This window comes from Streptomyces sp. WMMB303, from assembly GCF_029351045.1.
GTDB lineage: Bacteria > Actinomycetota > Actinomycetes > Streptomycetales > Streptomycetaceae > Streptomyces.
This window is the reverse complement of record NZ_JARKIN010000002.1, coordinates 32,530-57,737: the sequence shown is the minus strand read 5'-3', so window position 1 is coordinate 57,737 and position 25,208 is coordinate 32,530. Positions and strand designations below refer to the sequence as shown.

At 68.9% G+C, this 25,208-nt stretch carries 18 protein-coding genes; 12 read left to right on the top strand and 6 right to left on the bottom strand.

Annotation, left to right across the window (positions count from 1 at the left end; all coding sequences use genetic code 11):
- Positions 1-13: 13 nt before the first annotated feature.
- A complete protein-coding gene (locus P2424_RS30140) occupies positions 14-1,333 on the top strand; it encodes a YrhB domain-containing protein (protein WP_276479222.1) in 1,320 nt (439 codons plus the stop codon).
- A 349-nt stretch (positions 1,334-1,682) separates the two neighbouring features.
- Here P2424_RS30140 and P2424_RS30135 read toward each other — a convergent pair whose 3' ends face one another.
- Together P2424_RS30135 and P2424_RS30130 are read right to left on the bottom strand one after the other, a co-directional pair.
- On the bottom strand, positions 1,683-2,786 hold the full coding sequence (locus P2424_RS30135; protein WP_276479221.1) for a ParB/RepB/Spo0J family partition protein: 1,104 nt from the start codon (positions 2,784-2,786) through the stop codon (positions 1,683-1,685).
- Positions 2,783-4,027: a ParA family protein gene (locus P2424_RS30130; RefSeq protein ID WP_276479220.1), complete on the bottom strand. Its 1,245-nt coding sequence runs from the start codon at positions 4,025-4,027 to the stop codon at positions 2,783-2,785. The genes P2424_RS30135 and P2424_RS30130 overlap by 4 nt, the downstream gene beginning before the upstream one ends.
- 218 nt (positions 4,028-4,245) lie before the next feature.
- On the opposite strand from P2424_RS30130, the gene P2424_RS30125 reads away from it, so the two are divergent.
- Positions 4,246-5,802: a DUF2637 domain-containing protein gene (locus P2424_RS30125; protein ID WP_276479232.1), complete on the top strand. Its 1,557-nt coding sequence runs from the start codon at positions 4,246-4,248 to the stop codon at positions 5,800-5,802.
- 86 nt (positions 5,803-5,888) lie between these two features.
- Here P2424_RS30125 and P2424_RS30120 read toward each other — a convergent pair whose 3' ends face one another.
- Entirely contained in the window at positions 5,889-6,275 is a 387-nt protein-coding gene (locus P2424_RS30120) for a winged helix-turn-helix domain-containing protein (RefSeq protein ID WP_276479219.1), read from the bottom strand.
- Positions 6,272-6,847 carry a winged helix-turn-helix domain-containing protein gene (locus tag P2424_RS30115; protein ID WP_276479218.1) on the bottom strand — a complete coding sequence of 192 codons (576 nt, stop codon included), beginning with the start codon at positions 6,845-6,847 and terminating at the stop codon, positions 6,272-6,274. Before P2424_RS30115 ends, P2424_RS30120 begins: the two co-directional genes overlap by 4 nt.
- A gap of 2,593 nt (positions 6,848-9,440) precedes the next feature.
- On the opposite strand from P2424_RS30115, the gene P2424_RS30110 reads away from it, so the two are divergent.
- Both P2424_RS30110 and P2424_RS30105 read left to right on the top strand, forming a co-directional pair.
- Complete coding sequence (locus P2424_RS30110) at positions 9,441-9,824, top strand: hypothetical protein (RefSeq protein WP_276479217.1); 384 nt, start codon at positions 9,441-9,443, stop codon at positions 9,822-9,824.
- Positions 9,821-10,639 carry a relaxase/mobilization nuclease domain-containing protein gene (locus tag P2424_RS30105; protein ID WP_276479216.1) on the top strand — a complete coding sequence of 273 codons (819 nt, stop codon included), beginning with the start codon at positions 9,821-9,823 and terminating at the stop codon, positions 10,637-10,639. Before P2424_RS30110 ends, P2424_RS30105 begins: the two co-directional genes overlap by 4 nt.
- 291 nt (positions 10,640-10,930) lie before the next feature.
- Here P2424_RS30105 and P2424_RS30100 read toward each other — a convergent pair whose 3' ends face one another.
- Positions 10,931-12,094 (bottom strand): IS110 family transposase, encoded by a 1,164-nt coding sequence (locus tag P2424_RS30100; RefSeq protein ID WP_276474152.1) that lies wholly within the window; start codon positions 12,092-12,094, stop codon positions 10,931-10,933.
- 393 nt (positions 12,095-12,487) lie between these two features.
- Between P2424_RS30100 and P2424_RS30095 the strand changes: the two genes are divergently transcribed.
- The 8 genes from P2424_RS30095 (at position 12,488) to P2424_RS30060 (ending at position 24,030) form a co-directional block, all read left to right on the top strand.
- Positions 12,488-13,297, top strand: coding sequence for a hypothetical protein (locus tag P2424_RS30095; protein ID WP_276479215.1), 810 nt, complete (start codon positions 12,488-12,490; stop codon positions 13,295-13,297).
- A gap of 714 nt (positions 13,298-14,011) precedes the next feature.
- The gene (locus tag P2424_RS30090; RefSeq protein ID WP_276479214.1) at positions 14,012-14,140 is read left to right on the top strand and encodes a hypothetical protein; all 129 of its coding nucleotides are present in this window, start codon (positions 14,012-14,014) and stop codon (positions 14,138-14,140) included.
- A 611-nt stretch (positions 14,141-14,751) separates the two neighbouring features.
- On the top strand, positions 14,752-15,087 hold the full coding sequence (locus P2424_RS30085; RefSeq protein WP_276479213.1) for a hypothetical protein: 336 nt from the start codon (positions 14,752-14,754) through the stop codon (positions 15,085-15,087).
- 1,542 nt (positions 15,088-16,629) lie between these two features.
- Positions 16,630-16,896, top strand: coding sequence for a hypothetical protein (locus tag P2424_RS30080; RefSeq protein ID WP_276479212.1), 267 nt, complete (start codon positions 16,630-16,632; stop codon positions 16,894-16,896).
- Between the two features lie 604 nt (positions 16,897-17,500).
- The gene (locus tag P2424_RS30075) at positions 17,501-17,875 is read left to right on the top strand and encodes a hypothetical protein (protein ID WP_276479211.1); all 375 of its coding nucleotides are present in this window, start codon (positions 17,501-17,503) and stop codon (positions 17,873-17,875) included.
- Positions 17,876-18,927: 1,052 nt separating this feature from the next.
- Positions 18,928-20,238, top strand: coding sequence for an MFS transporter (locus P2424_RS30070; protein ID WP_276479210.1), 1,311 nt, complete (start codon positions 18,928-18,930; stop codon positions 20,236-20,238).
- Positions 20,239-21,304: 1,066 nt separating this feature from the next.
- The gene (locus P2424_RS30065; protein WP_276479209.1) at positions 21,305-22,597 is read left to right on the top strand and encodes an MFS transporter; all 1,293 of its coding nucleotides are present in this window, start codon (positions 21,305-21,307) and stop codon (positions 22,595-22,597) included.
- A 1,280-nt stretch (positions 22,598-23,877) separates the two neighbouring features.
- Complete coding sequence (locus P2424_RS30060) at positions 23,878-24,030, top strand: hypothetical protein (RefSeq protein WP_276479208.1); 153 nt, start codon at positions 23,878-23,880, stop codon at positions 24,028-24,030.
- Positions 24,031-24,710: 680 nt separating this feature from the next.
- Here P2424_RS30060 and P2424_RS30055 read toward each other — a convergent pair.
- Positions 24,711-25,208: a hypothetical protein gene (locus tag P2424_RS30055; protein ID WP_276479207.1), complete on the bottom strand. Its 498-nt coding sequence runs from the start codon at positions 25,206-25,208 to the stop codon at positions 24,711-24,713.

The following is a 25,208-nucleotide window of genomic DNA, read 5'->3' as shown; positions in this document are numbered from 1 at the left end:
CCGGGACAGTCACGTGGACCAGAACGGTGCCCGACAAGCCGCTGTCGACTGGCTGCATGCCACCTACAGGGATCTGGTCAAGCTGCGGGCCGACGAACCAGTCGCAGAGGACGACGCGAGCTGGCTCTTCGCCTGTCGGGCCGTGCCGCAGCCCGGCTATCCCGGTCGGCCGATGCTGGCCGCCTCGGTCGTCGTGCCCAAGAACGGTGGCAGCCCCTTCCACCCCGCATCGCATGACCTGTGGGGCGACCTGGCCGAGTTCGCCCGGACGCGTAAGCCGCATCCGGTCCAGGACCAGGCGCGTCGACTCAACGCACGGGGCTGTGTCGTCGCCGTGGAGTGCGGCCTCGCCGGCACCCCAGCTGTGCCGCTGCCCTGGTCTCCCGCGCACGAGGCGCCGGGGTGGTGGGACCTTCTGCTTCGCCGGTACTTTCCCGGCGCCGACCGGTTGACCTGCGGCGATTGGGACGAAGTCATCCGCGCTACGCAGGAGTCGGGACCGGGCACCCGCGGGGTGGTGTGGATTCGGCGACAGGTGGCCGGAGTCGAAGTATCCGGGCACCTTGTGCATGTCCACAACGACGGCGGGAAGGTCGTCTTCCTCGACGGCATGACCGGCGGACTCGCACATCTGGAGACAACTGGCGTACGAGTCCTGAAGTACGCCCGTCGACGCCCCTCACTGGGCGCTCCTCCCGCCCCTCCCACGCCCCCGTGGCAGCGTTTCGCCGACAGCTTCACCACAGCCGTGGTCAAGGCCGAGACGTGGCTGACGCACACTTACGAGGAACCGGTGGAGCTCGTCGAGCCGTCCCCCGACGACGAACAGCGGCGCGGCTGGCTGTTCGCCTGCAACACGACGGCGTTCCTGGACGGCGGCGACTGGAGACGGGGCATGCTCGACGCCGCGCTCGTCGTACCCAAGGACGGATCGCCTCCCTTCAGCCTTCCGAACGCCAACCCGTGGTCATGGTTCGACGCCTGGGACCGGGGAGCCGAACCGGGTGAGGACAGTCTGCCGGTGCCCCAGAGCCCGACCACCACCGCTGCCTGGCTACCCTCCACACTGGAGCAGCTCGGCGAACTGCGCTCGGTGTCCACGCACAGCGAGCTGCCGGCCGTGCTGGACGAGTTGGCCACTCTGCCTCCCGGTGCCCGCGCACTCGTCTGGGTCCGCCGCCTCGATGCGCGAGGCCGGGAGAGCGTGGGGCTGCTGCTGAACGCCCTTCGGACAGCGGAGGGACGCACGGCACTCGTCGACAGCTCATCGGATCCGGTGACGGACCTGAACGCATTGGGCGCCTGCGGATTCCGTCTGCTGCGATACCGCTGACCAACGCTCTGATCGGCTGCTCGGAGGCCTCTGCCGCCGTGTCCTGCTGGTTGTCGGGGCAGTGCTTCGGCCCGGCCTCGGGCTTCCTCACGAAAGTCGACACGAATGCGCCGGTCCCCCCCCCAGGCGATCAGGAACTCCATCATGCGGCGCTCTGGAGCTGGGTTCGAAGCCGCGCGGGCGGCGAGTGGCCGCTGTCGGCGAGAGCGACCACGGCTTCTGACGGCATCGTAAGGCCCGGCCCACCTACGTCACTGACGAGGAGGCCGGGCCATTTCTGCACGAGCGTTTTCCCCTGCGGAGGCCGAGGGCTGTCAGATTCCGGGGCTGATGTTGGCGGGTCCAGAAGCTATGACAAACCCGTGCCCGCCCCCGTGTCGCTCGTGTTCACGTCGATCAGCATTCTGGTCAGTGCGACCCGGTCCGCGCGTGTCATCTGCTGCACCAACAGTCCGCACAGGGCCTCCGGGTCGGCCCAGGGGACCTCCCTTTCGGCAGCGGCGGGGGCCGGTCGCTGGTCGGGAAGCGGAGCCATCGGCCCCGGGGCTTCTCCCTTCGCCTCCTCGTCGGCCTTTACCGCGGTAAAGGCAACGGCGGGCTCTGCGGATCCACTGCCGGCCGTCTGCTCCTTTACCGCGGTAAAGCTGTCCCGCTGCTGGATGCCGTCGAGCTCGACGTCCGCCTCGGCCGGACGCTTCTCGCGCCGTGGCTTGGGCTGTGCCTTCTCCTCCTCACGCTTCGCCGCGCGCGTCTTCCAGGCCGTCGCCTGCTCGGCCGGGGGCAACTTCACCAGGGCCCGGGTCTCGCGGACCGGCAGCTCACCCGAGCTCACCAGCTCCTGCAGCTCGGGGGCCAGATCCAGCAAGTAGAGCTGCTGTGTCACCCAGCCCGCGGACTTCTCGTAGTACTCGGCGACTTTGGTCTTCCCGCCGAGTTCGTCGACCATCGTCTGAAGACCCAGCGCCCGCTCGATGGGATCGAGGTCCTCGCGGTCGTTGTTCTCCGAGAGGATGGCGTTCAGGAAGTCAGCGCGGGAGTGGGCCACCTCGTCATCGATGACCACCTCCAGGGTGGGCAGACCGATCGCCAGGCTCGCCCGGTAGCGCCGCTCCCCGTTGGCGATGACGTAAGCGGCTTCGCCCACCGCGTCGGCCTCGTCCGGCCACAACGCGAGGTATGCCTCTTGCGTGACGGCGACGGCCGGCTGCAGTTGCTTGGCCTTGAGCCGCTTTCCGAACTCGAGCAGGTTCTCTTCCGAGCCGAAGTTCCGGCGCGGGTTGAAACGGGTGGGCACCAACTGCGTGAGCGGAAGAGTCCGCAGTCTGCTGTCGGGGGCACCGGTGGTCGGAGCGCCGGTCGTGGCGGCGACGGCCTGGCGGCGGGCGCTGACCCCGCCCCGGGTCCGGCCGAAGGAGGCTCCCGTTCCGAGTTGGTCTGCGACGCGGCCGCTCATGAGATCTCCCTGGCCAGTGCGCGCATGGTGGCCGCCTGCTCGCCGCGCGGGGCGAACGACAGCAACGGCTGCTTGAGCCGTACCGCCTTGCGCTGGTCTGTCAGGTCGCCGATGACAGCGACCACCTTCGGATCCTTGATCTCTATCCACGCTTCCAGGGACGAGGTGGCGATGAACCCGCGGCGTGGATCGTAGAGGTTCACCACGATGCCGAGATAGTCGACCTCCACGCCCATGTCGTTGCGCAGATCCTCGATCTGGGTGACGAGGAGGTCGTACGCATCGGCGCTGCTGTCCTCGGCCTGGACCACGATGATCGGGCCGGAGCTTCCGGCGGGCTCGTCCTCGCGGCGCCGACCGTAGTAGATGGCGGTGTCCATGCTCAGGCCCAGGCTCGGTGGGCAGTCGACGATGATCTCGTCGTAGGAGGCTTCCAGCGGAGCCAGCGCACGTTCGAGCGCCGCTTCCCTGAAACGGACCTTGGAGAGGGCCACATCGAGGAGGAAGCCGTCCTGACAGCCCGGCAGAAGGTCCAGGCGGCCGCCGTAGCGGTCGTCACCGATCGGCACCACCAGATCGTGGATGTCTCCCTTGGCCTCGCCCGTCATGTGCTTGCTGAGGCTGTCGACGGACGAGTCCATGGGAATCTCTTCCCGTCCCAGCTGAGTGGTCAGGTGCCGCTGGGGGTCGAAGTCGACCAGCAGCGTGCGACGGCCCAGGCCGGGAAGATTCTCCACCTCCAGCGGGTCGTCCTGTGCGGCGGCTTCCAACCGGGCCCTGAAGTGCCGGGAGATGCGTACGGGATGCAGTGCCTCGGACTCCTCGGCCAGTGCCGCTCCGAGGCCGGCAGTGACCGCTGTCTTGCCCACCCCGCCCTTCTGGTTGCAGATGATGCGGCGCCGCGGATACTTCGCGGGCGGCACGGTGGGTGCGGGGTTCTTCTCGAGCCACAACTCGATGGACTGGGCCAGGCCCTGGGTGAGAGAGATCTTCCGGTCGCCTGCTGCGTGCCGGAAGCGGTCCCACTGGCCGGCGGGAAGGAAGGTGGAGAAGGAGTCGGCGCCGACTGTGTCGACGGTGCTGGGTGTGGCGGCCAACGCGAGCCATGCGTCGAGGCCCTGCTCGACTGCGCTCTGGATCTCGACTCCGTGCTGAGCCGCTCTCACTTTGAGGTTCTGCCGGAGCCATCCCGGCAGCTTGGAGACGACCTTCTCGCGGTCGCCGGAGGCTGGAGAACTCATGGAAGGTACCTTACTAACGTCAGAAGCTGAAGGAAGCGACGACACGTTAGGAAGATTCCTGCCGGAGTGTTCTTGCTGGCTTTACCGCGGTAAAGCCAGCCTTTGGCCGTAGCGGTGGTCCGAGCGTGCGAGAGGCGCCGGCCCGCATCGGGCAGCCGGAGCTGGTCGCACCCGCCGGTGAGAGACTGCCCCTCAGGATCAAGCAGGGGGGCACCAGGATGCGGAGCGCAGCGGGGGCGGCAAGGCTGCAGCGCATCCTTGTCACCGTCGTGGTCGCGGGTGCCGTGGTGATCGCGGCGATCGGCTTCGCGGGCTCCTATACGGCGGTGCGTGACCTGGCCGAGCGGAAAGGTTTCGGCGCGTTCGCGCCGTACTTCCCGATCGGGGTGGACGCGGGCATCGTCGTGCTGCTCGCGCTGGACCTGCTGCTGACCTGGATCCGCATCCCCTTCCCGCTGCTGCGCCAGACCGCCTGGCTGCTGACGGCCGCCACCATCGCCTTCAACGGCGCTGCCGCCTGGCCCGACCCACTCGGCGTGGGGATGCACGCGGTCATCCCCGTACTCTTCGTCGTCACGGTGGAAGCCGCCCGGCACGCCGCGGGGCGGATGGCCGAGATCAGCGCCGACAAGCATATGGAGGGGGTGCGGCTCTCCCGCTGGCTGCTGGCCTTCCCCTCCACTTTCCGGATGTGGCGGCGGATGAAGCTGTGGGAGCTGCGCCGCTACGACGAGGTGATCCGCATGGAACAGGACCGGCTCGTCTACGAGACCCGGCTGCGCACCCGCTACGGCCGCTCCTGGCGCCGCAAAGCACCCATCGAGGCGTTGGTACCCCTCAAACTGACCCGCTACGGAGTACCCCTGGCCACGACGGTGCCCTCGGCTGAGCTGCACAACGACGTTTCGGCGCTGCTCGACGAGCGCCCTCCGGCAGGCATCTCGACGCGGGTGGAGCCGAACCCTGCCCTTTCCCGGAGCCCGCAGCCCGTTCCTGCTGCGGACGACCGGCTCCCAGAGCCGCAGGTACCGAACCGCGCCGCGAGCCCAGGCGCTCCGATGGGGGAGAGCAACTCGTCCCAGCCGGGCGGGACAGCTCCGGTACGGCACAAGGACCGTGATCCCCAGCCCACGGCTGCCGCACAGCAGGAGTTCCTCCCTCAGCGGCAGCCAGAACCCGAGGAAGCCGATCCATCCAGCGACGACGCGATACCCGGACGGGCGTCGGGGGAGAGCCCGCACGGGAGCCACCACGTCAAGGCAGAGGGCCCTGCGGAGGCTCAGCAACACCCCGGAACGGTGTCGAAAAGCCAGGACGTCGCCGCAGGCGGCAGCCGGCCGGAAACACACGGGGTGGCGCAGCAGGGGAGCCCGGCGGGGGAGGGGAGCCCAGTGAGGGAGGGACGCAGGAGCCCGACTCTGGTGGACCGTTACTACCAGGCGTGGGCCGAACTCACCGACAAGCTGGGAACCGAACCGGCCATACAGGACCTGTCCGACCACCTCTGGGTCAGGGGTATGGCGGGGCGAAGCGGCGGTCAGATCAGTCCCAGCACGCTGCGCCGATACCGGATGGGCTGGCGCGTCTACCGGGTGTGGGCGCAGCGACTCGAGGACAACGGCGGTGTGGAACCGTCATTGCGAGAGTTGGAGGAGTTGTGTGCCGAGCACGCCATCCAGCCCAAGGGTGGACGTGGTGGTGAGCGACTGGAGCAGAACGACTTGGCGGGATACCTCACCGACTTCCGGCGCCGGTACGCCGCGCTCGGCCAGTGAACTCCTGTGCGGGTGGGCTGAGCTGTTGTTCGGCCCACCCGCTTTTCCGGAGAGGAATCAGAGGCCCACGGTCGAAGAGGGTGGCGTCACTGTTCCTCCGCCCCGAATGCGCTCGGCAGATAGCTGACGCTGGCGACAGCACAAGAGTCGCTCTCGGCCGACTCAGCGGCCAGAGCGGTCACGCGCGGCCCGACTCGGTAGAAGGTCACCCGGCCCATGCGGTAGGAGACCTGCAGCCAGCCGCCCTCGACCAACCGGCGGATGCTCTTCCCTGTGTTGGGCGGGCTCAGCTGGATGGCCTGCGCGATCTCCTTGGCGGTCTTGCGCACCGTCTCGCCGAGCGGCACCGCCGTCGCGTAGTAGCTCAGTACCCGGAAGTCGGCTCCGGGAGCCTCGCAGGTGGCCAGTAGCAGCGTGTGCATCAGCTCAGGAGTAAAGGGCAGCTCGGACTGCGGTGTCGCGGGAAAGGTCACATGGCCTCCTTCTTCCGGGGTCCTGGTGGGGCCTTCGGAGCGGGAACCACCGGGTACCGGGCGTCCCGGACGGCTCGTGTCTGGTCGGATGCCGAACCGTCGTACGCAGCGCGGGGGTTGATTCGGTAGAACTTCATCCGGCCCACCTTTTCGGCTTCCAACAACAGCCCGCCAGCGTGGAGCTTGCCCACCGACCGTGCCACGGTATCGGGCCGGATGCCGAGAGTCTGCGCGATCTCCTTGAAGGTCATGCGCAGCGGCTCGGCACGCTCGGGCGAGTGCGCCACGTAGAACCCGAAGATGTCCCGGTCGTTCTGACGGTAACCGCTGTCCTTGTGCCAGACCTTTCTCATCAAGGACTTGGCAACGTTCACGTGGCGTCCCGCGTGGGGCTGCCAGTCGTATCGGACTCCTGGCAGTACCGGCCTCTCCCGCACCTCTTCCTGCTGGAACGATTCGCGGCCCAGCAACTCAAGCTGCACGATCTCGCCCGTCCCGCGGTTGACCGCCGGTAGCCGCCGGACTGCGCTCGACTGCCCCATACCCCTCCTCTCACCTGCGATCTTGCCCATAGGCAATACGAATACGAAGATGCTACTGAGCAGTTGCCTATAGGCACATCACTGCCGCGTCACAGCTTCTCACGACGGCGATCTGGAATCGAACATGGATTGCCTATAGGCAACTCCAACTTCCGAAAACGTCATTCGAAACACGGAAAGAGGCTATTCAACAACGCTCTGACCTGCGATAACGCTCGTCGCCTCTAAAAGCACAGAGGCGCGCCCCGCAGGCGACCTGCAGGTGCAGGGGAGTACCGGAACTCCTTCTGCCAGCCGTGCACGCACACGGGACTGCCCGCTGCAGGCGGCTTCGCCGCGAACCCCGCCTGACGCACGTGGACATCTGCAGCCGTCTCTTCTCCCGCCCGCTGGCGGCTTCGCCGCGATTGAAAAACCCCTGCCTCCCATGAGCGCACTGAGTTCGCCCTCGAACCAAGGATTCGCAGTCAAGGAAGCGCTGCTCCTGGCGGTGTAAGGGCGAGGAACTCGGCAACCGGACGTCAGTTGCCCCGGATGACTCATGAAGTTCCTCCCACATCGCCCCGCGCCTGTGACTCCACCACTCTCCTGCGACAGCGCACGCACAAACCTGTGCTTCCGACAGCAGCCCGCCCCTCAGGACAACCCGAACTGTCAGCACCTGCACATGCATCCGGCCCTCGCGCAACATTGGGCCGATCCGAACCCGCACCCGAGTGGCTCCGGCGACCTGTGACTGCACCCAGACCAGCTTGAGATCCGCCCCCCGTCTCATCGCCCGCCGTCCGGATGCGCCGGATCTCCTCAAGTGCGGCCAGGCGCGCGGCCAGCGCCTGGCCGGCGGGGGAGGCCCCGGCCTCAGTAGCGTCCGTGCGGGCGCGACTCACCGCACGCTCTACCGCCTCCCGCGCCTCCGCCACCGAGACGCTGGCCGTCGCAGCCCAGCCCCGCACCGCCTCCTCGACCAGCTCGGCGACTTCCTCGGCGACCGCTTCCGTCCCCGATACGCAGGCATCGCAAGATTCCCCATCCGAACTCACTCCGGCGCCACAGTAGGAACAGGACGCCGGGACGGCTTGGCGCATCGTCCCCCTATGGCCGGCCAGTTCGCTTCGCCTGTCCTTCTCGCGCTCCGCACAGGCCCGGCAGGGCGTCCCCTCCTCCAGCTGGCCGTCCTCGCACCGCGGATCCGGGCAGGGACCCGACCTGACCATGGCCACTGCCGCTCCCACCGGCCTCTTGAGCGCGCCCACAGCCAGCAGCCGCCCGTACCCTCGGGTGACCCATCGACGTCGAATCCGGTCGGCCAGCCGGTTCGGGCTTGCGATACGCAACTCCCGCTCGATGGCGGTGACCAGAACACGCGGGCGGTCCGTGCGCGCAGTGGTTCGCAGCGCTTCCCGGAGAGCATCTGGAAACGCCAGCAGCACTCCCTGCACCCGGCTGCTCACCAGAAACGATCCACCCGAGGCCAGGCCTTCATGCGCCGCACCGTCAACCGGTTCACAGCCACTTGTCTTCGCCCGCACGCCGCTGCCCGCACGAGGCACACGCTCTTCAGCAGCGCCGTCGAAAGCCCGGGGCGCGTCCTCCTGTGCCTCCGTCGCCTTCATCCGCGGCGGCGCGATCTCCCCCGCGAGCCGGTATGAGCCCGGACCTCGCATCCCATCCGGACCCTCGGACCGGTCACGCACCAGGTAGCCGAACTCCTCCAGCTCCCCAAGAGCCGTCCTGATTGCGGGAACGCTGTCAGTGGCGTACTCCGCGATGGCTTCTGCCATGTCACTGTCACCGGAGTCCGCCTCGTGCGTGGCGAGCAACCCGAGAAGGCCCATGGCCATCAAACTCAGCCGTTTGTCACGAAAGGCGGCCGCGCACGTAGGGGCGAGGGTGAGGGCGTCGGTGTCCGTCTGCCCCTGGCGGGCGGACACCGACGCGGCAGCTGCCGCCGGGTGGTGCGTTGCGGCAGCTCCCCGGCCGTTGGGCGAAGCGGCGGCCATGGCACTTTCTCCTTGTGCTGAACTGCAGCGCGAGCGGTCCCGAGAGCTGTGGCGTCACCTCTGTCCCGGAGAACGCCCGAACAGGTGTGGAAAGAAGATGATTCTCCGGGACGGACGACACACCTCTGCCGGCGCGCTGTGATTGCTTCTGTTACTTTCTGCGTGCCCTGGCTGCGGTTGTGCCGGTGCTCGCCTGTGGCAGGGCCGAATCCCCGCCATGACGGTAACCCCCGCTCCGAGGGCTCCACATGCCCCCTGAGGGGCACCTCGCCAGACTGCGAGAGCCGTCGCGTATGTTCCTCAACGAGACGGTCCCCTTCATCAGTCCGGCCCATCTGACCACATGCACGCGCAAAGACCCAGGGCGTGGGCAGAGAAGATTTCCCCACAGCATCGCCGGCGGTCGAAGGAGGTCCCACATCCACTCCGGCAACTGGCCAACCGGCGGTACGGCTGACGGCCGGGGCCCCGAGCGTCCATCGTCCCCGGCCTGGCACACCCCAGCTGTAGCTATCGGTCCGGACGCCCCGGTCACACACCACCCGCGCACGTACAGCGCCAGCTACCGCATTACGGTGGGTGCCGTGTTACGTCTGTGACCAGTGATCCGAGGGGGATGCGACATGGTGCGGGGGAGAGCGGACAGCAAGCGCACACACTGCGTCAGCGTGCGGCTGAACGCCGAGGAACTGGCACGCTGGCAGAAAGCCCGCCAGCAGACCGAACGCAAAGAACTCGGCGCCTGGGTCCGGGCAGTCGTCGAAGAATCCCTCAACGGGCACCCCGGTGTCCCCGGCGACATCCCCCGCGTCCCCGAAATCAACGAGACCGCATACGCGCAGCTCGTCAACGCTGCCGAGGAACTGCGCGGCCTGATACACCTCGCCAGGGAAGAGGGCACCCTGCCGGCCGCCGCCGACGCCACCCTCACCCGGCTCGGCAACGCCGCACTCCACGTCCGCGGCCTGCCCGCGGCGCCCGAGAACACCGCCGGACAGCAACGGTGATCGCCAAAATCACCAAGGGCCGCCGCGCGGACCGCGCCCTGCGCTACGACTTCGGCCCCGGCCGCGACGAGGAACACGTCAACCCCCGACTGGTGACGGGCAACATCCCCGGCTCCGTCGACCAGTTGGCACACCTCATCGACGCCCACACCGCCCGCCGCGGCGACATCACCCGCCCCATCTGGCGCTGCGCCCTGCGCACCGCCCCCGACGACCCGATCCTCCCGGACACGACCTGGGCCCGGATCGCCGAGCGCTACGTCACCCGGATGGGATACGGCAACTGCCCCTGGGTCGCCGTACGGCACGGCGACGACCACATCCACCTCACCATCAGCCGAGTGGACTGGACCGGCCTGCTGGTACGGGACACCTTCGACTACCACCGCTCCTGGCCCGTCGTCCGCGACATCGAGCGGATCTGGAAACTGGTCAACGCCGAGGAACGCAGCAACCGCATCGCCCCCCAGGTAACCCGCCCGGAAAGAGCGGCAAGCCGAAGCAGGGGAGCGCCGCGCCCCGAGCGGGAGGAACTGCGCGCCCGGATACGGGCCGCGCGCGACGCGGCCCGCGGCCTCGGCAGGAACGCCTTCGAACGTGCCCTGACCGAGGCCGGGGTCGAATGGCGCGCCCACCCCTCCGTCTCCGGAGGCATCCGGGGCTACTCCTTCAGTCTCTCCAGCTGGCGGGACCACGACGGCGCCCAGATCTGGGTCCCCGCATCCAAGATCGCCAAGGACCTGCGCTGGCCCCAACTGCACGCCGACCTCATCCCGATGTTCACCCCCGATCAGCCCCCGGGCGTCCGGTACTGACCAGCGCGCCCTGCCCCGCTGAGTTCCTAACGGACGTCAAGCCCGTTGTGGTGTTCTTCGGGCGGCGTTCGTAGGCTGGTTCGCAGACGAGCCGGCTGCCGGAGCGCTGAGCGACTCCTGATCGCGTCGGCTCGTCGTGGTGTCTTTGAGGCGTTGGCTGCGCCTGCGGGTCAGTGTCTTGGCGCGCTCGGTCTTGTCGATCTTGTGTTGGGTGGCGCAGATGGCGCGGCCTTCGGCTTCGCTGATCTCGCGGCCGTCGGTGTCCCGGAGTTCGTAGAGGGTGCCGTTGCGTCAGCATGCGGCGAGTCGTGTGATCAGCATCGCGGCGAGCGTGCAGAGGGCGGAGTTGTGGTGCTTGCCTTTGTCGACCACCAGGTCGTGGTAGCGGCTGGCCAGGGTGGGGTCGACGTGGCGGGCCAGATCGGCGGCCTTGAAGGCGGTTTCGCGTAGTCCCGGGTCGCCGGCCCGGGTGGGCGGTCCGTGGCGGCCGGTCAGGCCGGACTGGCTGACTCGGGGCACCAGTCCGGTGAAGGAGCGGATGGCCGCGAGGCTGGTGAACCGGTTGGGGTCTCCCAGGCGTCCGAGGATGCCCGCTGCCGTGATGACGCCCAGGCCCGGCCCGGAGGCCATGATCCGGCCGGGGTCGGCTTCTTCGTAGAGGACGGCGATCCGGTCCTCCAGCATGGTGATCTGCGTGTTCAGGTGGTCGGCGAGCTGGGCCTCAGCGGCGATGTCCTCGGCCAGTTCGGCGTAGTCGAGCAGGCCGGCGGGCCAGAGCTTGAGGGTTTCGCGGGCCGCTTGGGTGATCTTCTCGGCGCGGTCCTCGCGCCACTGTCCGCGGCTGTGGCGGATCAGCAGGGCCGTCAGCCGTTTGGGGCCCAGGCGGCGGAGGGCGTGGGGGTCGGCGCCGGTGCGCTGGAGCACCGCGAGGGCGGCCTTGCAGTAGGCGCCTGAGCCCAGAGCATTGCCCCAGCCGGGTCCCATCAGCTCCAGCAGGGCGTCGAGCCGGTAGAAGGATGCGGTGCGGCGCTCGACCAGCGAGCTGCGGCGGCGGACGGCGCGGCGCAAGGGGTGTGCGGGGCCGGTGTCCGACAGGGACCGCAGGCCCTCGGGGTGCAGGAGCGGCAGCCGGGCCAGGACGCGGGAGTCCAGGCGGTCGTTCTTGGTGTGCTTGTTGTAGTAGTCGCGCAGGTCGGAGGACTGCTCCGGAGGCACCAGCACGACCGTGGCGCCACGGTCCTGGAACCAGGCTGCCAGCGGCACCCGGGCGTTACGGGTCGGTTCCATGATCACGATGATGTCGTCGGAGGCCGGCAGGGTCGCCCATAACCGTTCGAGGTCGTCAGCGGTGGTGGTGAAACGTCGTCCGGAGATGAGGACCTCTCCGGTGGCGTCGGTGCAGGTGGCACGGTGTGAGGCCCGGCAGGCCACATCGATGCCCAGGTGGATTCTCAACGGCTGTATCCCGTCTCGGCGCAGTGTTGTTGCCGCCCGGGACATCCGCCACGGCCCCTGAGCGCGTGTTCCGCAGGGTTGTGCTGACCGGACATTCGGTAGCAGTGGTCCACGCCGGGCGCGGCCACGGGTTCCCAACAGGGACGCACGTGCGTCGGGCGGTTCGTCCAGCCGTCGATCAGCGTTGAGAAGTCGCCTGCAAGCAGACGCTTCGGTCAGTGATCCAGCCGTGCCGGAAGAACCGGACCCGACGCACCCTACGCAGCCCCTCGAAGATCCAGAAGAGCCAAGGACAACGCTAAATGTCAGTGCCGCGCGAGAAACTGAACTGGGCCCCGCTCCACCGGCCTGCCGTCACATCGCGTGTACCCGTGCCAAGCGGAGGGAAGCACCGTGAGTCAGAACCGTGCCGACTTCGGCCCCGTACAGCTCTCCCGCTGGCTGGGCATCGAGGAGTCACAGCTGCGCCGTGCCCAGAACCGGGGACTCATCCCCCCTCCCGACATCGACGACAAGCGCTGGTCCTACGCCCTCGCGAAGACCCTCCCGGACCACGTCGACGACATCGTGGCCGCCCTTGAACCGACGCAGGAGCCCGCTGCCCCCGCCGCTGCCGACGCCGGCAGCCGGTCAGCTGCCCCCCGTGCGCGCGGAGCAGAGCGACGCGAGACATTCGGTCCGGTACAGCTCAGCCGTCACCTTGGCCTGAAGACCTGGCAGCTGCAGCGTGCCAGGGAGCGCGGCTTGGTGCCGGAGCCCGACACCGAGCAGAAACGCTGGTCGAAGGAGCTGGTCGAGACCCTCCCCGACCGCGTCGAGGAGATCCGGGCCGCCGTCGGCGACCACCCCGGCCTCGGTTCCGAGAAAGCCGCGGAACACCTCGCCCAGCGCACGGGCCAGGAGGTGGAGCGGTCCGACGTCCAACTGCTGGCCGAGCAGGGCACCCTGGCGCCGGTCGGTGACTTCCGGGGGTGGCCGCTGTACGCCATCGAGGACCTGGACGTCCTCGACCCGGCGGCTGTCACCGCGGCCATATCCGACCGGCACGCCTGGATCGAGACGAGCCTCAGCAGCGCGGAGGCGGCGCAGCTGCTGGGCTGGCCGGTCGGAAAGTTCGAGGTCACCGCCGAACGCAACGGGCTGGCCCCCGGCCGCTTCGGCCGCTACGCGCGTGGGGGAGTGGAGCGCTTGTCCGCGCAGTAGCGCATCTCGCAGCGACGACGAAGGGGCGAGGGAGCCGGGTGCTCCCTCGCCCCTTCCGCTGTCACGGTCCCCATCTCCGCAAAGTACTGGGAGGAGACTATGGGAGGTTAGACAGAGGGGAGCGAGCTATGCAATAGGGCTTCGGTTATCGGTAATGCGGGTGTCGATGGCTGTGGGGCTCGGGGCAAGGTGGCCATCGCTGGAGGGGGCGGGCCAGGGCTACCGGGCGTGAACGGGTGTCCGACGTGAGCGGCTTGTCTGTCGGAGCGGGTGCAAGTGCAGGCCGGCAGCGAATCGAGCTGACGTCCTGGTGTTCGATGGGGAGTTGGCTCCTATGTTGCCGAGTGGGGGGCCGGAACATCCACCAGAGTCAGCGTTCCCTGTCGTGCGGATTCACCGCTCCTGGCCGGCCACGCCGCTGCAACTCGGATTCGGCAGCGCGGGCAGCGGCTCGTCGTGCCGCCACGCCTGTCGCGCTTCCTTCTGCGGTGCCGGTGTCGGGCGCCTGAACTCCGTCGAAGGGCTCCTCGGTGGGCCCTACCCGGCGCTCAAAAGATGGGCCGGAGGACGGGGTGGGTGCAAGCCGGGAAGGAGTGGCTTGCACCCACCCCGCCCCCCGGCCCTGAAAGACGGCGCCGGGCAGGGCCCACCGAGGAGCCCCTCCGAAGACGGAGCCAGCCAGGAGCCCGGCACTGTCCCAAGAGGAGAATCGCCATGGCGGAGAAGCCCGCGAAGAAGCCGGTGCCCAAGGACGATGTCGACAGGATCGAGGACCTGGTGGAGAAGATCGTCCGGAAGTCGGAGAAGAACGCCCTGCGGGCGCTGAGGGGTCAGAAGCCCTGACCTGCTGAGGCTCACCGGCTCCTTGAACAAGTCGGCCCCGGCGCCGCCGTTCTCGGCGGCGCCGGGGCCTTTGTCATGTTTGAGGCGCCTTGGGGGCGGGCCGGGTGCGTGTGCTGGGCTGGTGAGGTGGGAGTTCGGCCATGGAACCCGGGTCCTGACCGGCGGATGTTTCGGGGTCGGGGGTGAGGGATCTGGCGGGTGCTCGGGCTGGTGTCCTCCCCAGGGCGGTGCTGTCCGTGCTTCCGCTTACCCCGCCGCCAGCCGTGCGCCCCTCATGGTGGTTTCGCGAGATCGGGCACTCGGTGGTTTCTACCCACGGGCGCGCCAGTCAGCGCCGGGTCGATATGGGTGGCCGGGCGGGCGGTACCGCTGCCGCTGTCCCTCCGGTGCAGGCCGAGACTGCCCGTTGTCGCGGCCCGGGGCTCTGTGTCCCCCTCCCCGGTGCCTGAGCCTGCACCACGCCACGACGGGGGGTCAACCGAGCGAAAGACACACTCGGTTGACCCCCCGCCCCGACGCGGCGCTGTCGGCCGATCACCGGGAAGGGGACCACAGAGCCCCGGGCCGCAGCAGCGGCCATCCCTCCCGGCGACCGCACAGGAGGAAACACGATGTCGCGCAAGAGCATCACCGAGGGCCGCATCTCCGCTCTCTCCATCTACTCGGACAAGAAGGGCGCGTTCTTGAAGGTGCTGGCACCGACGGGAGACCGCAGCCGCGTCCGGGAGTACGCCTTCAAGACCTTCGACCTGCCGATGGTCGAGCAGCTCCTGCGCGAGAACTGGAGCGTGGACGACTCCATCAAGGTCGAGGGCGGCGACAAGATCCCCGGCGGCAGGAAGCCCGGGGGCGATAGGTTCCCGGACGCTGAGAAGATCATCCGGATCTCGCCCCCGGACCAGGCCGGCTCCGAGGATGTCGCGGTCCTCAAGGGCGTGATGAAGTGACCGACTGAGGCGAGCGGTTGAGCTGCTCCTTCGGCTCTTCTTGAAGGGCGGCCCCTCTCCCGAGGGGCCGCCCTTTTCTGTGCGGCCCGCCTGCTGTTGTGCGGTCGGTTCATGTACTTCGCAGACCGCGTGGCCTGTGGCCCGGAGGGCGACGTGTCCGTGGCCAAGCTGGAGCGCCCGGGGGCGCCGCTTCAACGCTCCTGCCGACGCCGGGCGGGATGCCGACCAGTGAAGGGCGAGTGACCCGGATGTTCTCGGACGCCTCCCGGGCCTCGGCAGCATCCGGCAGGTCACGCTTCCGCTCCTTCTCGGCGGCGGAGGGCAGCGTCTCCGTCGCCAGGGGCCGTGGGGTCCCTGGCCCGCCGCTTGCAGCTTGCCCGTGGGGCGGGCGGCCGCAAACGAGAAGCGTGTTTGCCCCAGCCGCCCCACGGGCGGATCGGCAGCGCCGGGCAGGGGCCCACCACGGAACCCCTCCGACGGAGACATCGCCCGGCGTCGCTGAGATTGGAGCACACCATGGCGAAGCAGGGCGGCATGTGGACGGATGCCGGCGGTCACGAGCCCCGGCCTGCGCCTCCCCGGCCCGACGACGAGGGCGAGTCCGGTTCGGAACAGGGCGACTGAACTCGCGCAGCTGCACTGATGGCCCCGGTACCGCACCTGGCGGTACCGGGGCATCGGTGTGTGGGGCTGACGGTCCGGTGGTGGGGCCCCTGCCCGCCGCTCGCAGCTTGCCTTTGGGGTGGGGCGGCCGCAAACGAGAAGCGTGTTTGCCCCCACCCCACCCCAAAGGCGGATCAGCTGCGCCGGGCAGGGGCCACCACTGGACCGCAAGGAGCGGCCCTCCCCTCTCCGGCGGAGAGGAACGAGGTCATGGAGAACGTCGCGCGAGAGCTCGTGCAGATGCTGGCGACCCTGAGCGCCACTGGGTGCGAGGTGTGCGGCTGCACTGCCGTCGTCGAAGGTCCGTACGGGAACTCCTGCGCCGATTGCAGCTCCCCCCGTTGATCCGTTACTGACGAGCGTCGGCGTCCCCGCAAAGCGGCGGGCGCCGACGCTCGTTGGTGTGTGCCGTATGTCTTAACGGGACTCCTTACGTTCGGTGCGTAGGCCCCGGCGCCGCCGAGAACGGCGGCGCCGGGGCCTTTGTCGTGCTGGGAGGGCGGGACGGTTGCCGGTTGCTTTCACGTCGGGTCGGGTATTCCCGGAGCCGTCGGGTCAGACCACCGGACTGCGCACGGTCCAGCTCGGACGCGGAGGAAGACGCGGTCCGTCCAGCGCTGGCACTCCGTGGTGCGATGCACCGTCGTTCGTATCACCGGCCCTGGCGTTCGGCCATACCCCTTGCCGTGACTGGCCCGGGCGTGGCTGGTGCCCCCCAGTCCGCCGCGTTGAGCCTGCACTACGCCCGGGGTGGGTGGCAACCGGGCTCGCTCCTCGCCCGGTTGCCACCCACCCCCAGCGCAGCGCGGTCGGCCCGCGTCGGACAGGGGACCACCACGCGCCGCAGCAGGCGGCGAGTCCCCTTCCAGAGGAGGGAACATGCGTAAGGGCAGCATCTCGACCACGACGGTGATCGTGGTCCTCGTGGTGGCGTTGGTCATCGTCCTCGTGGTCTGGCGGTACGAGGCCAGCAACGACGGCCAGTGCAGCGACAGCAGCCTCGGCACTACCTCGGTGCAGACCGTGGCGCTCTCCCAGCCGGGGTCCGGTGAGATGTCCTTCGCCAAGGGCGCGAGCGGGTCGAAGTCCGGCAAGAAGAGCTGGCGCGGCATCCGTTTCCTCTTCCACGACGGCGACTGCGACTGAGTCCCGTCCCGATCGCCGCTCAGCTCCACGACGGGGTGCAGCTGAGCGGCGGCGACCCTCGGTCCCCGTGCGTCACTGCGGCGGGTGCCGGGGGTGCTGGGAGAGCGAGAAGGCCCGGTGCCCGCCGGATCCCCGGCGGGCACCGGGCCTTTTTTGTGCGCTCGGTGTGCCGCATGGCGGTGGCCGGGCGCTGTCCTGCTCGTGTCTGCGGGAGAGCGTGTGCTGTCGCTGGTGCCGGTTGTCCTCGTCGGCGTGCCTTCGAGTCTTCGTCACCCGTCGCGTGCCGGTAGGCGTGCCTTCGGTATGCCGTCCATGAGCTGAGGTCCTCCCGCCCCTCTGCTTTGGCAGTCCGCAGGCCGACCGATGTCCGGACCGGTTCGCCTGCGTCGCGCTTTGAGGCATTCGGAGGCACCAGAGGGGGTGCTCTGGGACTTGCCCTTCCCGGCACACGAGCCTGCCCCACGCCAGAGCCGGGGGCAACCACCGCTTCGCAGCGGTTGCCCCCGGCTCTGGCGCGACGCGGACGGCGTCGTGCCGGGAAGGGCAGAGTGCCCAGGGCAGCCCGCACGGGCGCTCCCCGGCTGTCTACAGCCAAGGAGCTGTCATGTTGGATTGCTACTTCCTCGAGATCAAGGGCCTGGTGGCCAAGGTCGCCACGGATGAGGGCCAGGGGGCGGTCACCCTGCAGGTGGAGGTTCCCCGCAAGGGTCGGCGGCCGTGGGAGCGGAGCTCGGACAAGTGGTTCGTCGAGGTTCCTGCCGGGCAGCTGGAGGCCGCCCAGGAGCTGTACGCACCGGGGGCCAAGGTCCTGCGGGACGTCGAGGAGTACCGGTGGGTCTCGGTCGAGATCGGTCCGGGGCACCTCAAGAAGGTGACGCCGTCCGTGTGGCTGCGCCGTCTCCTGCGGAAGCCGCTGGAACTCGGCGACGTGAGGCGAGTGGTGTTCGAAGGCATCTACGAGGGCAACGAGACCTGGTAGAGCCCCGCGGGGAGTGCTCCTCCCAGTGACGGCAGGCCCCGGTCTCCCACTTCGGTGGGGGACCGGGGCCTTTTCGTGTGTTCTTCCCGTCCGGCACGGTGGTTGACCGGGGTGCGGTGTGCCGGCTATTGGCCGGCGCGAGACGGGGTTCGGATCGGTCCTGCTCCGGTACTTCCGCGTGTCCGGGTGCCGTCGCTTGAGCCCGTTTCGCTCGGGGTGGGGCGGGTGCTTCTTCTCGGCGAGGGTGTGGGGCTCTCCGGAGGTCGGCGCGCGGGGTTGCTGAGGCGGGGCGGGGCTGGGCTGGAGTGGTTGGGCTGGGGCTGGTGATGTCACGCGCTGTGTGGGGCCGCGTGTTGGGGTGCGGAGTCGTGAGGCGGGTCTGTTCGGGGTGCGCGCTGTTCCGACGTCGTATGGCCTGCTGGGTCTTGCGGTGTGCGTCGGGTTGAGGACGTGGCGGGTGCGGCAGTGTGCCGTGCTGTGTGGGTGCCGTCAGCGCTGGGTTGGTTTGGCGCGGGTTGTGGTGGCTGTGGTGTGAGGGTGTGCCCCCCGGCGGGTGCTGCTGCTGGCTGCTGCTGTTGTTCATCGGCGGCCAGGGTGGCGCGGTGACGTCGTGGGCCGGGCCGGGCCGGGCCGGTGAGGTGGTGATCGGGCAGGTGCGCGGGGGCGTGGGGGATCGTGTCCGGTCGGTTGCGGGGATGTTCTTTCTCTGGTCCTGAGCCGTCGTCGGGGCGTGACGGCGGGCAGGTCATTTCGTCTGTCCTGAACTCGGTTCGTAGCCGGTTCATGTCCGGGACAGCTTCTTTCCCGGGCCATCAAGGTCCGCTGCCGCAACTCCCAGATCCATGTATCCCGTGGGCGCGTCAGGCCCCGGTGCCCCGCCTGAAGCGACCCGGCAAGAGAGCTTGACAGATCCCGGAGGCACCGGGGCTTGCTGCGCCGCACCCCGGTACCTCCGGCATCTGTCCGGGCCTCCCATGCCGGGACGCTCCCGGCGGAGCACAGGGGCCTGTGATGCAGGTCCCCGCTCCTGATGGAGTTGGGAGGTACCAGCCGTGTCTACGTGGAACGGCTTGCGCCTGCGGCTTGTGAACGCAGGGCACTTCACGCCTTTCGGTATGGCGCTGGGCGCCGTGTTGGCGGGTGGCCTCGCTGAGTTTGCGTTGGTCATGAGCATGCCCCTCTTCGTGTTCGCCACTACTGGCAGCATGAGCCAGGCGGGGTCGGTCATCTTCGCGATCCTGGGGTTCGCGTTCATGGTCCGGTTCCTGGTGGGGCCGAACGCGGAGCGATTGGGCCTGCGGCGGATCGGGGCGTGGGCCGCCGCGATCGAGGCGGTTGTCGTGGCTGTGATCGCGGTGCTCTTCTGGACGGACTCGCTGTCCTTCCCGGTCTTGTTCGCTCTCCTCGCGCTGCTCGGCGGGGTCGGAGGCGCGGGCACCCTGGCCAAGGACAACCTGGTTCCGCGGGCGGCTTCGTACGTCGGTGTGCGTGAGAGCGTCGGTGTCAGCTTCAACGCGGCGGTGCTCATTGGTGGCCAGGCGGCCGGTCTGTCGCTCGGTTCGTTCCTGGGGTCGTTGCCCATGGTGGCTCTGCTGGTCTCCGCGGCGCTGTTCGTGGCGAACGTACTGTTCATCCTGGCGATGCCGCGGGAGATGGCGCCGGCTCCTGCCCCGGCAGGACGCGCGGCGGGTGAGGCCGGCTACTGGAAGAGCCAGGGTGCGGGTGTGAAGTACGTCCGCAAGCACGACCTGCTGTCCAGGGTGGCTGTGATGCTCTTCACCGTCGAGTTCCTGAACGCTCCCCTGAACGGTGTGATGCTGCCGGCCTGGGCCGATAAGGTCGGCGTCGCTGCTGGCGAGATCCCGGTGATCGTCACCTTGGCAGCGGTTGCAGGCTTCGTGGGAAGCCTCGTCGCGATCCGGGTGGGCGATAAGGTCCGCCCCTGGCTGATCGTTTCGGTGACGTACCCCATGATCGCGCTGCAGATGATCGCGCTGGGCTCGGTCGCGCTGGGTGTGGACGTGCCGCTGTCCTGGGTCAAGGCGATCTGGTTCGCTGCCGGCTTCTGCGGCTCCTTCGCCTATGCGGAGGCGGAGAAGGTGAAGTACCAGGTGGCCAGTGCGGAGTTCCGGACGCGCACCATGTCGGTCATGGGCTCCTTCCAGAGGTCGGGGAGTGCCTTCGGGCCGCTCGTTCTCCCGGTGGCTGTGACCGCTTTCGGGCTGGGCGCGCTGCTTCCCTGCGCGGCGGTGTTCATGGCCGTGACGCAGAGCACGGTGCTCTCCAAGCGCTTCCGGGCGCTCCCCCCGGGGGTGTCTGCGAAGGTCCCGGAGACGGGCCTGGTGAAGGAGCCCACGGGCTGAGGCCGCTGCCCGCTTCGGTGGGCGGCGGCTGACTGATCGGTGGGGCCTCGGTGCCGCAGGGTGGCGCCGAGGCCCCACCTGTGTGTGAGCTTGGGTGAGGGGCTCGGGTGCTGCTGGGCTGACTCGTCGGTCCGGTTTCGACGTGAGGCAGGGGCCTGGGCGTGTACGTCGTGCGTGAGGAGGCCGGGCCCGCACCCCGCCTTCGTGGCCCGGTCCGCGCGGACTGTGGGTGGACGCTTCTCGTTTCTCAGCCCACAACCCCGAGGAGGCCGCGGCAGGTGACGGCCAGTGGGGGAGTGGCGGTCGCGGGTCGCCCAAACGGTCTCACGGCTCGGTGGTTCGCCGGGGTCGCCTGTGTGTCTCCACCCGCGGGGTATCGCGCTTCTGAGACGGGCGAGGGGGTAGCGGCGGCGGACGGTGTTCGTACGTTCGCGTGTCGATGCGCGAGTGCGGGCGGTGCGGAAAGGGGGCGGCGGGGACGTCCTCTGTGCGGGTCGGTCGACTGTCGTCTGTCGTGGCGCCAGTGTGCTCGTGAGTGTTGCGCAGCTGCTGCTGGACGGGGTCGGTTGGTCGACGTGGCTGTCTGTGAGGCGTGCTGGAGAGGTTGCTGCCGGCGTGAGTCGTCGGCGGTAGGGGTGCCTGTGACGTCTCGGGTCGGGAGCCGGGGGTGAGCGTGCAGGCGGTCGGGTGCTCGGATGTGAGGTTGTCCGGTCGGACGTGGGGGAGTGCCCTGCTGTCCTGAGCATCGCGTGTTGGCGGAGTCGGAGAACTCGGCTGCGTCTTATGCGGACTCGTCCATGTCCTGTATCGACGGCTGCCCCTTGCTGGATTGATCAAGGTCTGTGGTTGCGAGTCCGAGTGGGCGGCTGGGGTGGGGGTCCCGATGCCCCGCCGAGAACATCCCGGCAAGAGAGCTTGACAGGTGCTGGAGGTACCGGGGCTTGCTGCGCCGCACCCCGGTACCTCCAGCACCTGTCCGTGGCCCCCCGCCGGGACGTTCCCGGCGGGGCATCGGGACCCGTTTTCTGGGTTCCGAGCCTCCTCTGACACAGGAGGTGTCATGGTCATGTCACGTAAGGACTTGGCCTTGCGGTGGTCGCGGGCACGGCAGTTCGCTCCGCTGACGTGGGTGCTCACCTCGACGCTCACGGGGAGCATGGGCTACTGGATGCTCACGATCATCGTGCCGTGGTTCGTGGTCTCCACGACCGGTAGTGGGAGTCATGCGGGGAGTGCCTTCGCCGCCGAGGTGTTTCCGGGCGTCGTGGTGAGGTTCTTGGCCGGGCCCGTGGTGGACCGCTTCGGACTGCGGCGGACATCGTGGATCGGCACCGGGATTCAGACGCTTGCGTTCGTAGCGATCGCCGCGCTCGTCGCCATGAACGCGCTGTCCTTCCCGGTGCTGCTGGTGCTGCTGGCGGTTTCGAGTGCATCGAGCGGTGCGGCTCTCGCGGCGAAGAAGGGACTGGCTCCTGCGGCGGCGCGGCATGTTGGTGTCGAGCCGAAACGCGGCATCAGCCTGGCTACGATGACGACGACCGCGAGCCTGGTGCTCGGGGCTCTGCTCGGTGGGTTTCTGGTGCCGATGCCGGCGGTCGCACTGGTAGTGGCGGCTGCGCTGTTCGCTGCGGATACCTTGATCGTCGGTCTGGCGTTGCCGCACGGCATGGAGCCGAAGGTGCACCTGAGCGAGGGCAAGCTCGGGTACTGGCGGAGCCTCGGTGAAGGGATCGGCTACTTCCGCAGGGCGAGGGTGCTGATCAGGCTGCAATTGATGCTGTGCTCCATGGAGTTCCTCGTCGCGCCTATGGCCGGTGTGTTCCTGCCCATGTGGGCTCGCGAGACCGGCAAGGAAGCACCAGTGATCGCTTTGCTCTTCAGTGCGGCTGCGTTCGCGGGGCTCGCAGGGAGCATCGCCGCCGTGTATCTGGTCGAGCGGGTGCGGCCCGCTGTGCTTATGTCCGTGGGGTATCTCCTGATCGTTCCCCAGCCGCTCGTACTGGCTCTGAACGCACCGACGTGGGTCGTCGTGGTCTCCTGGGCCTCCGCCGGGTTCGCCGGAGCGTTTCCCTTCGCGGTGGTAGGGCGGATCGTCTACCAGTGGCCGCCCGAGAAGTTCCGTATGCGGGTCACCGCGATCAGCGGTTCGACTGCCAGGGCGGGAGGCGTCATCGGCGGTCTCCTCGCGGGGGGGCTCGTGGACCGGTTCGGACTGACCGTGCCGCTGATCGTGGCTGCGGTCCTGTACTTCCTGGCGACTCAGGGCACGGTGCTCCGCAAGGAGATGCGTGCGCTCACCCCGGAGATCCGGGAGGACCATCCGATGGCGGAGGCTCCGGTGGAGGAGCCGGTGGTCTGAGCGTTCGGCCGTTGCCCCGTTCCGCGGGCAACGGCCGACTGCCTGACCGGTCGGTGTCGGCCCGGGTGCCTTCGGGCGCCTGGGCCGTTCTTCCTGTGCCGGTGCGGACGAGTGACGCCGTTGCGGAGGCCGGTCCTCATGTCGACCCACTCTTTCCTCCTCTGATCCTGAAGGCGTTCCACGACCCACGCAGACCGGTGAACCGACTACTCGGCGTCGCGTCACGCCGCCGGGGAGCATCCGGTACACCTGTTCCGGTACGGCAGCTTCTCCTCCTCAGGCGATCGGCTCGCATCAGGCAAGGGAACTCGGGCGCGCAGACAGCGCATTCCGATGCTTGGCTGCACGATGAGGCGTTGAGCGACCGAGATCCTCGGTGCTGTTGTACTACGACGGGCACCGGGCCTTCTGCGCGTACTTCGTTCGCCGCATGGCGCGGGCTAGGCGGACTGTCCTGCCGTATCTGCGGATCCGGCTTCGCTCGAGGCTGGGGCCGTCTGCTGAGCGCGGAATGCCGCCTTCCGCCCCGCCGTTTTCGGCCTATCTCTGGGACCGCCGTGCCTGTGCTCCGGGTGGTTTTCCCTGCCCGACGCTTTGAGGCTGCACTGCGCCGAGACGGGAGGCAACCGGACTCGTTCCTCACCCGGTTGCCTCCCGCCCCAGCGCAGTGCGGCCGGGTCGCGTCGGGCAGGGAAAACCACTTCGGACCGCGGACAGAGCGGTTCCTACCTTCCCGGCCTATACGAAGGGAAGAGGCAGACATGAGCAAGGCACCTACCTGCGGCATCTGTGGCAGCACGAAGATCAAGATCCTCGGCTTCAAGTGGGTGTGTCCGAGTCCGCACAAGCGGTCGGACTAGCCCCACACACCAGTGGCCCGGGTACCGCCCAAGCGGCGGTACCCGGGCGCCTTCGCCATGACCTATGGCCGCTCGCCGACGGGCAGCGCTGCGTCATCTCACCTGTTCCAGGCTTCAGTCGTTGCGCAACGGGCCGCTTCTCGACTGACACACGTGCGGCGTCGCCGTTGGCTGGCCGTTCTACTCGTTCATCCTGTGCCTCTTGTCGATGGTGCGTCGGTGCTGCCTCCGTTGAGGGAGGGGGCCGTGGAGGTCCTGCCCGCTGCTTGCAGCCTGCCCCAGGGGTGTGGTGGCCGCAAACCAAGTGCGTGTTTGCCCCCACGCCACCCCTGGGGCGGATCGGCTGCGCCGGGCAGGGCCCACCACGGACCCCCTCCCACATGACGGAGACACCGCCTGGCACGTCGATTGGAGTGCACCATGAGTGCTGAAGACGCGTCGGCAGCCCAGCCCTGTGGTTGCAACAACGGCAAGGTGATGGTCACCGTCAACCATTGCGGTGCGGACGGTGAGCCGTACCAGTCGGTGGAGTGGCAGACCTGCCCGAACTGCCAGGGCAGCGGGCGCCGCTGATACCACCTACTGAGGCGGTCGTCCCGCCTCTGCCGGTCAGGCCCCGGTGCCGCTCTCGCGGCACCGGGGCCTCTTTCATGGATATGAGGCGGGCTGCCCGCTACAGCGTGATGGCACCGGCGAGTCCCAGCCTGCTGTCCCGCCCGGACTGCTGGGCGGCTTCATCGTTCCCTCTCCACCGCGTTCCGACGTTTCGGCCGCGGGCCTTCCTCTCCGCGTCATCGTCCTTCCCCTCTCTCTGTGGTGCGTCGGTGGTGGCTCCGTCGTGGGAGGGGGCCCGTGGAGGTCCTGCCCGTCGCTTGCAGCCTGCCCTGGGGGTGGCGTGGCCGCAAACCAAGTGCGTGTTTGCCCCCACGCCACCCCTGGGGCGGATCGGCTGCGCCGGGCAGGGCCCACCACGGACCCCCTCCCGCACGACGGAGGCACCGCCCGGCACCGTCGAGAAGGAGCACATCATGGGTGACCCGAGGGAATACAAGGAGTCGGAGGACCACGTGAACGACATCATGCAGGAGGTCGAAGAGATCTCCGGCGGCGTGGACAACCGCACCGAAGATTCCGACGACTAGTCGGACGCGAGTTCGCCACGCGGCTCAGTGACCGGCCCTGGGGCCGCCGGTACACCCGGCGGCCCCAGGGCCTTTCGTGTGTGAGGGCGCGTCGTTCGCGGGGCGTACTCGTCAGGCAGATTCCGCGGTCGGCGCGTCCGGCGTGGGTGCCGACACCGGGACAGGTTCCCCGGCCGGATCGGCCGGCGCGCGCGTGGCGCGCTCTGCGGGGGTGTGCTCCGCCGATGCCCACGGCTCGTCAGCCGGCACCGACCGTTCCTCCGCCGTCCGCTGTTCCGGCACCGCGGCCCGGCCTGCCGGCTCGCGCTCGGTCGCCTGGGCGGGCGCTGCGTGCTCCGCGTGCGTGTTGAGGTAGTCCCGCACTTCGGCCGAGGTCAGGCCGAGGGCGGCGGCGGCGTCGCGCCGGCCGCCGAAGGCGGCGACCGCCTCGGCGACGGCCGCCGCCACGTCGCGGCGGGCGTCGTCCAGTTTGGCCATGCGCTGGTCGTAGGCGGTGATCGAGGTGAGCTGGGCGGCCTGGCGCCGCTTGGCCTCCTCCAGTTCGCGCTTGTGCTGCTCGCGCAGGGCCTGGCGCCGTTCCTGGAGGCGTTCGTTGTGTCGTGACGTCAT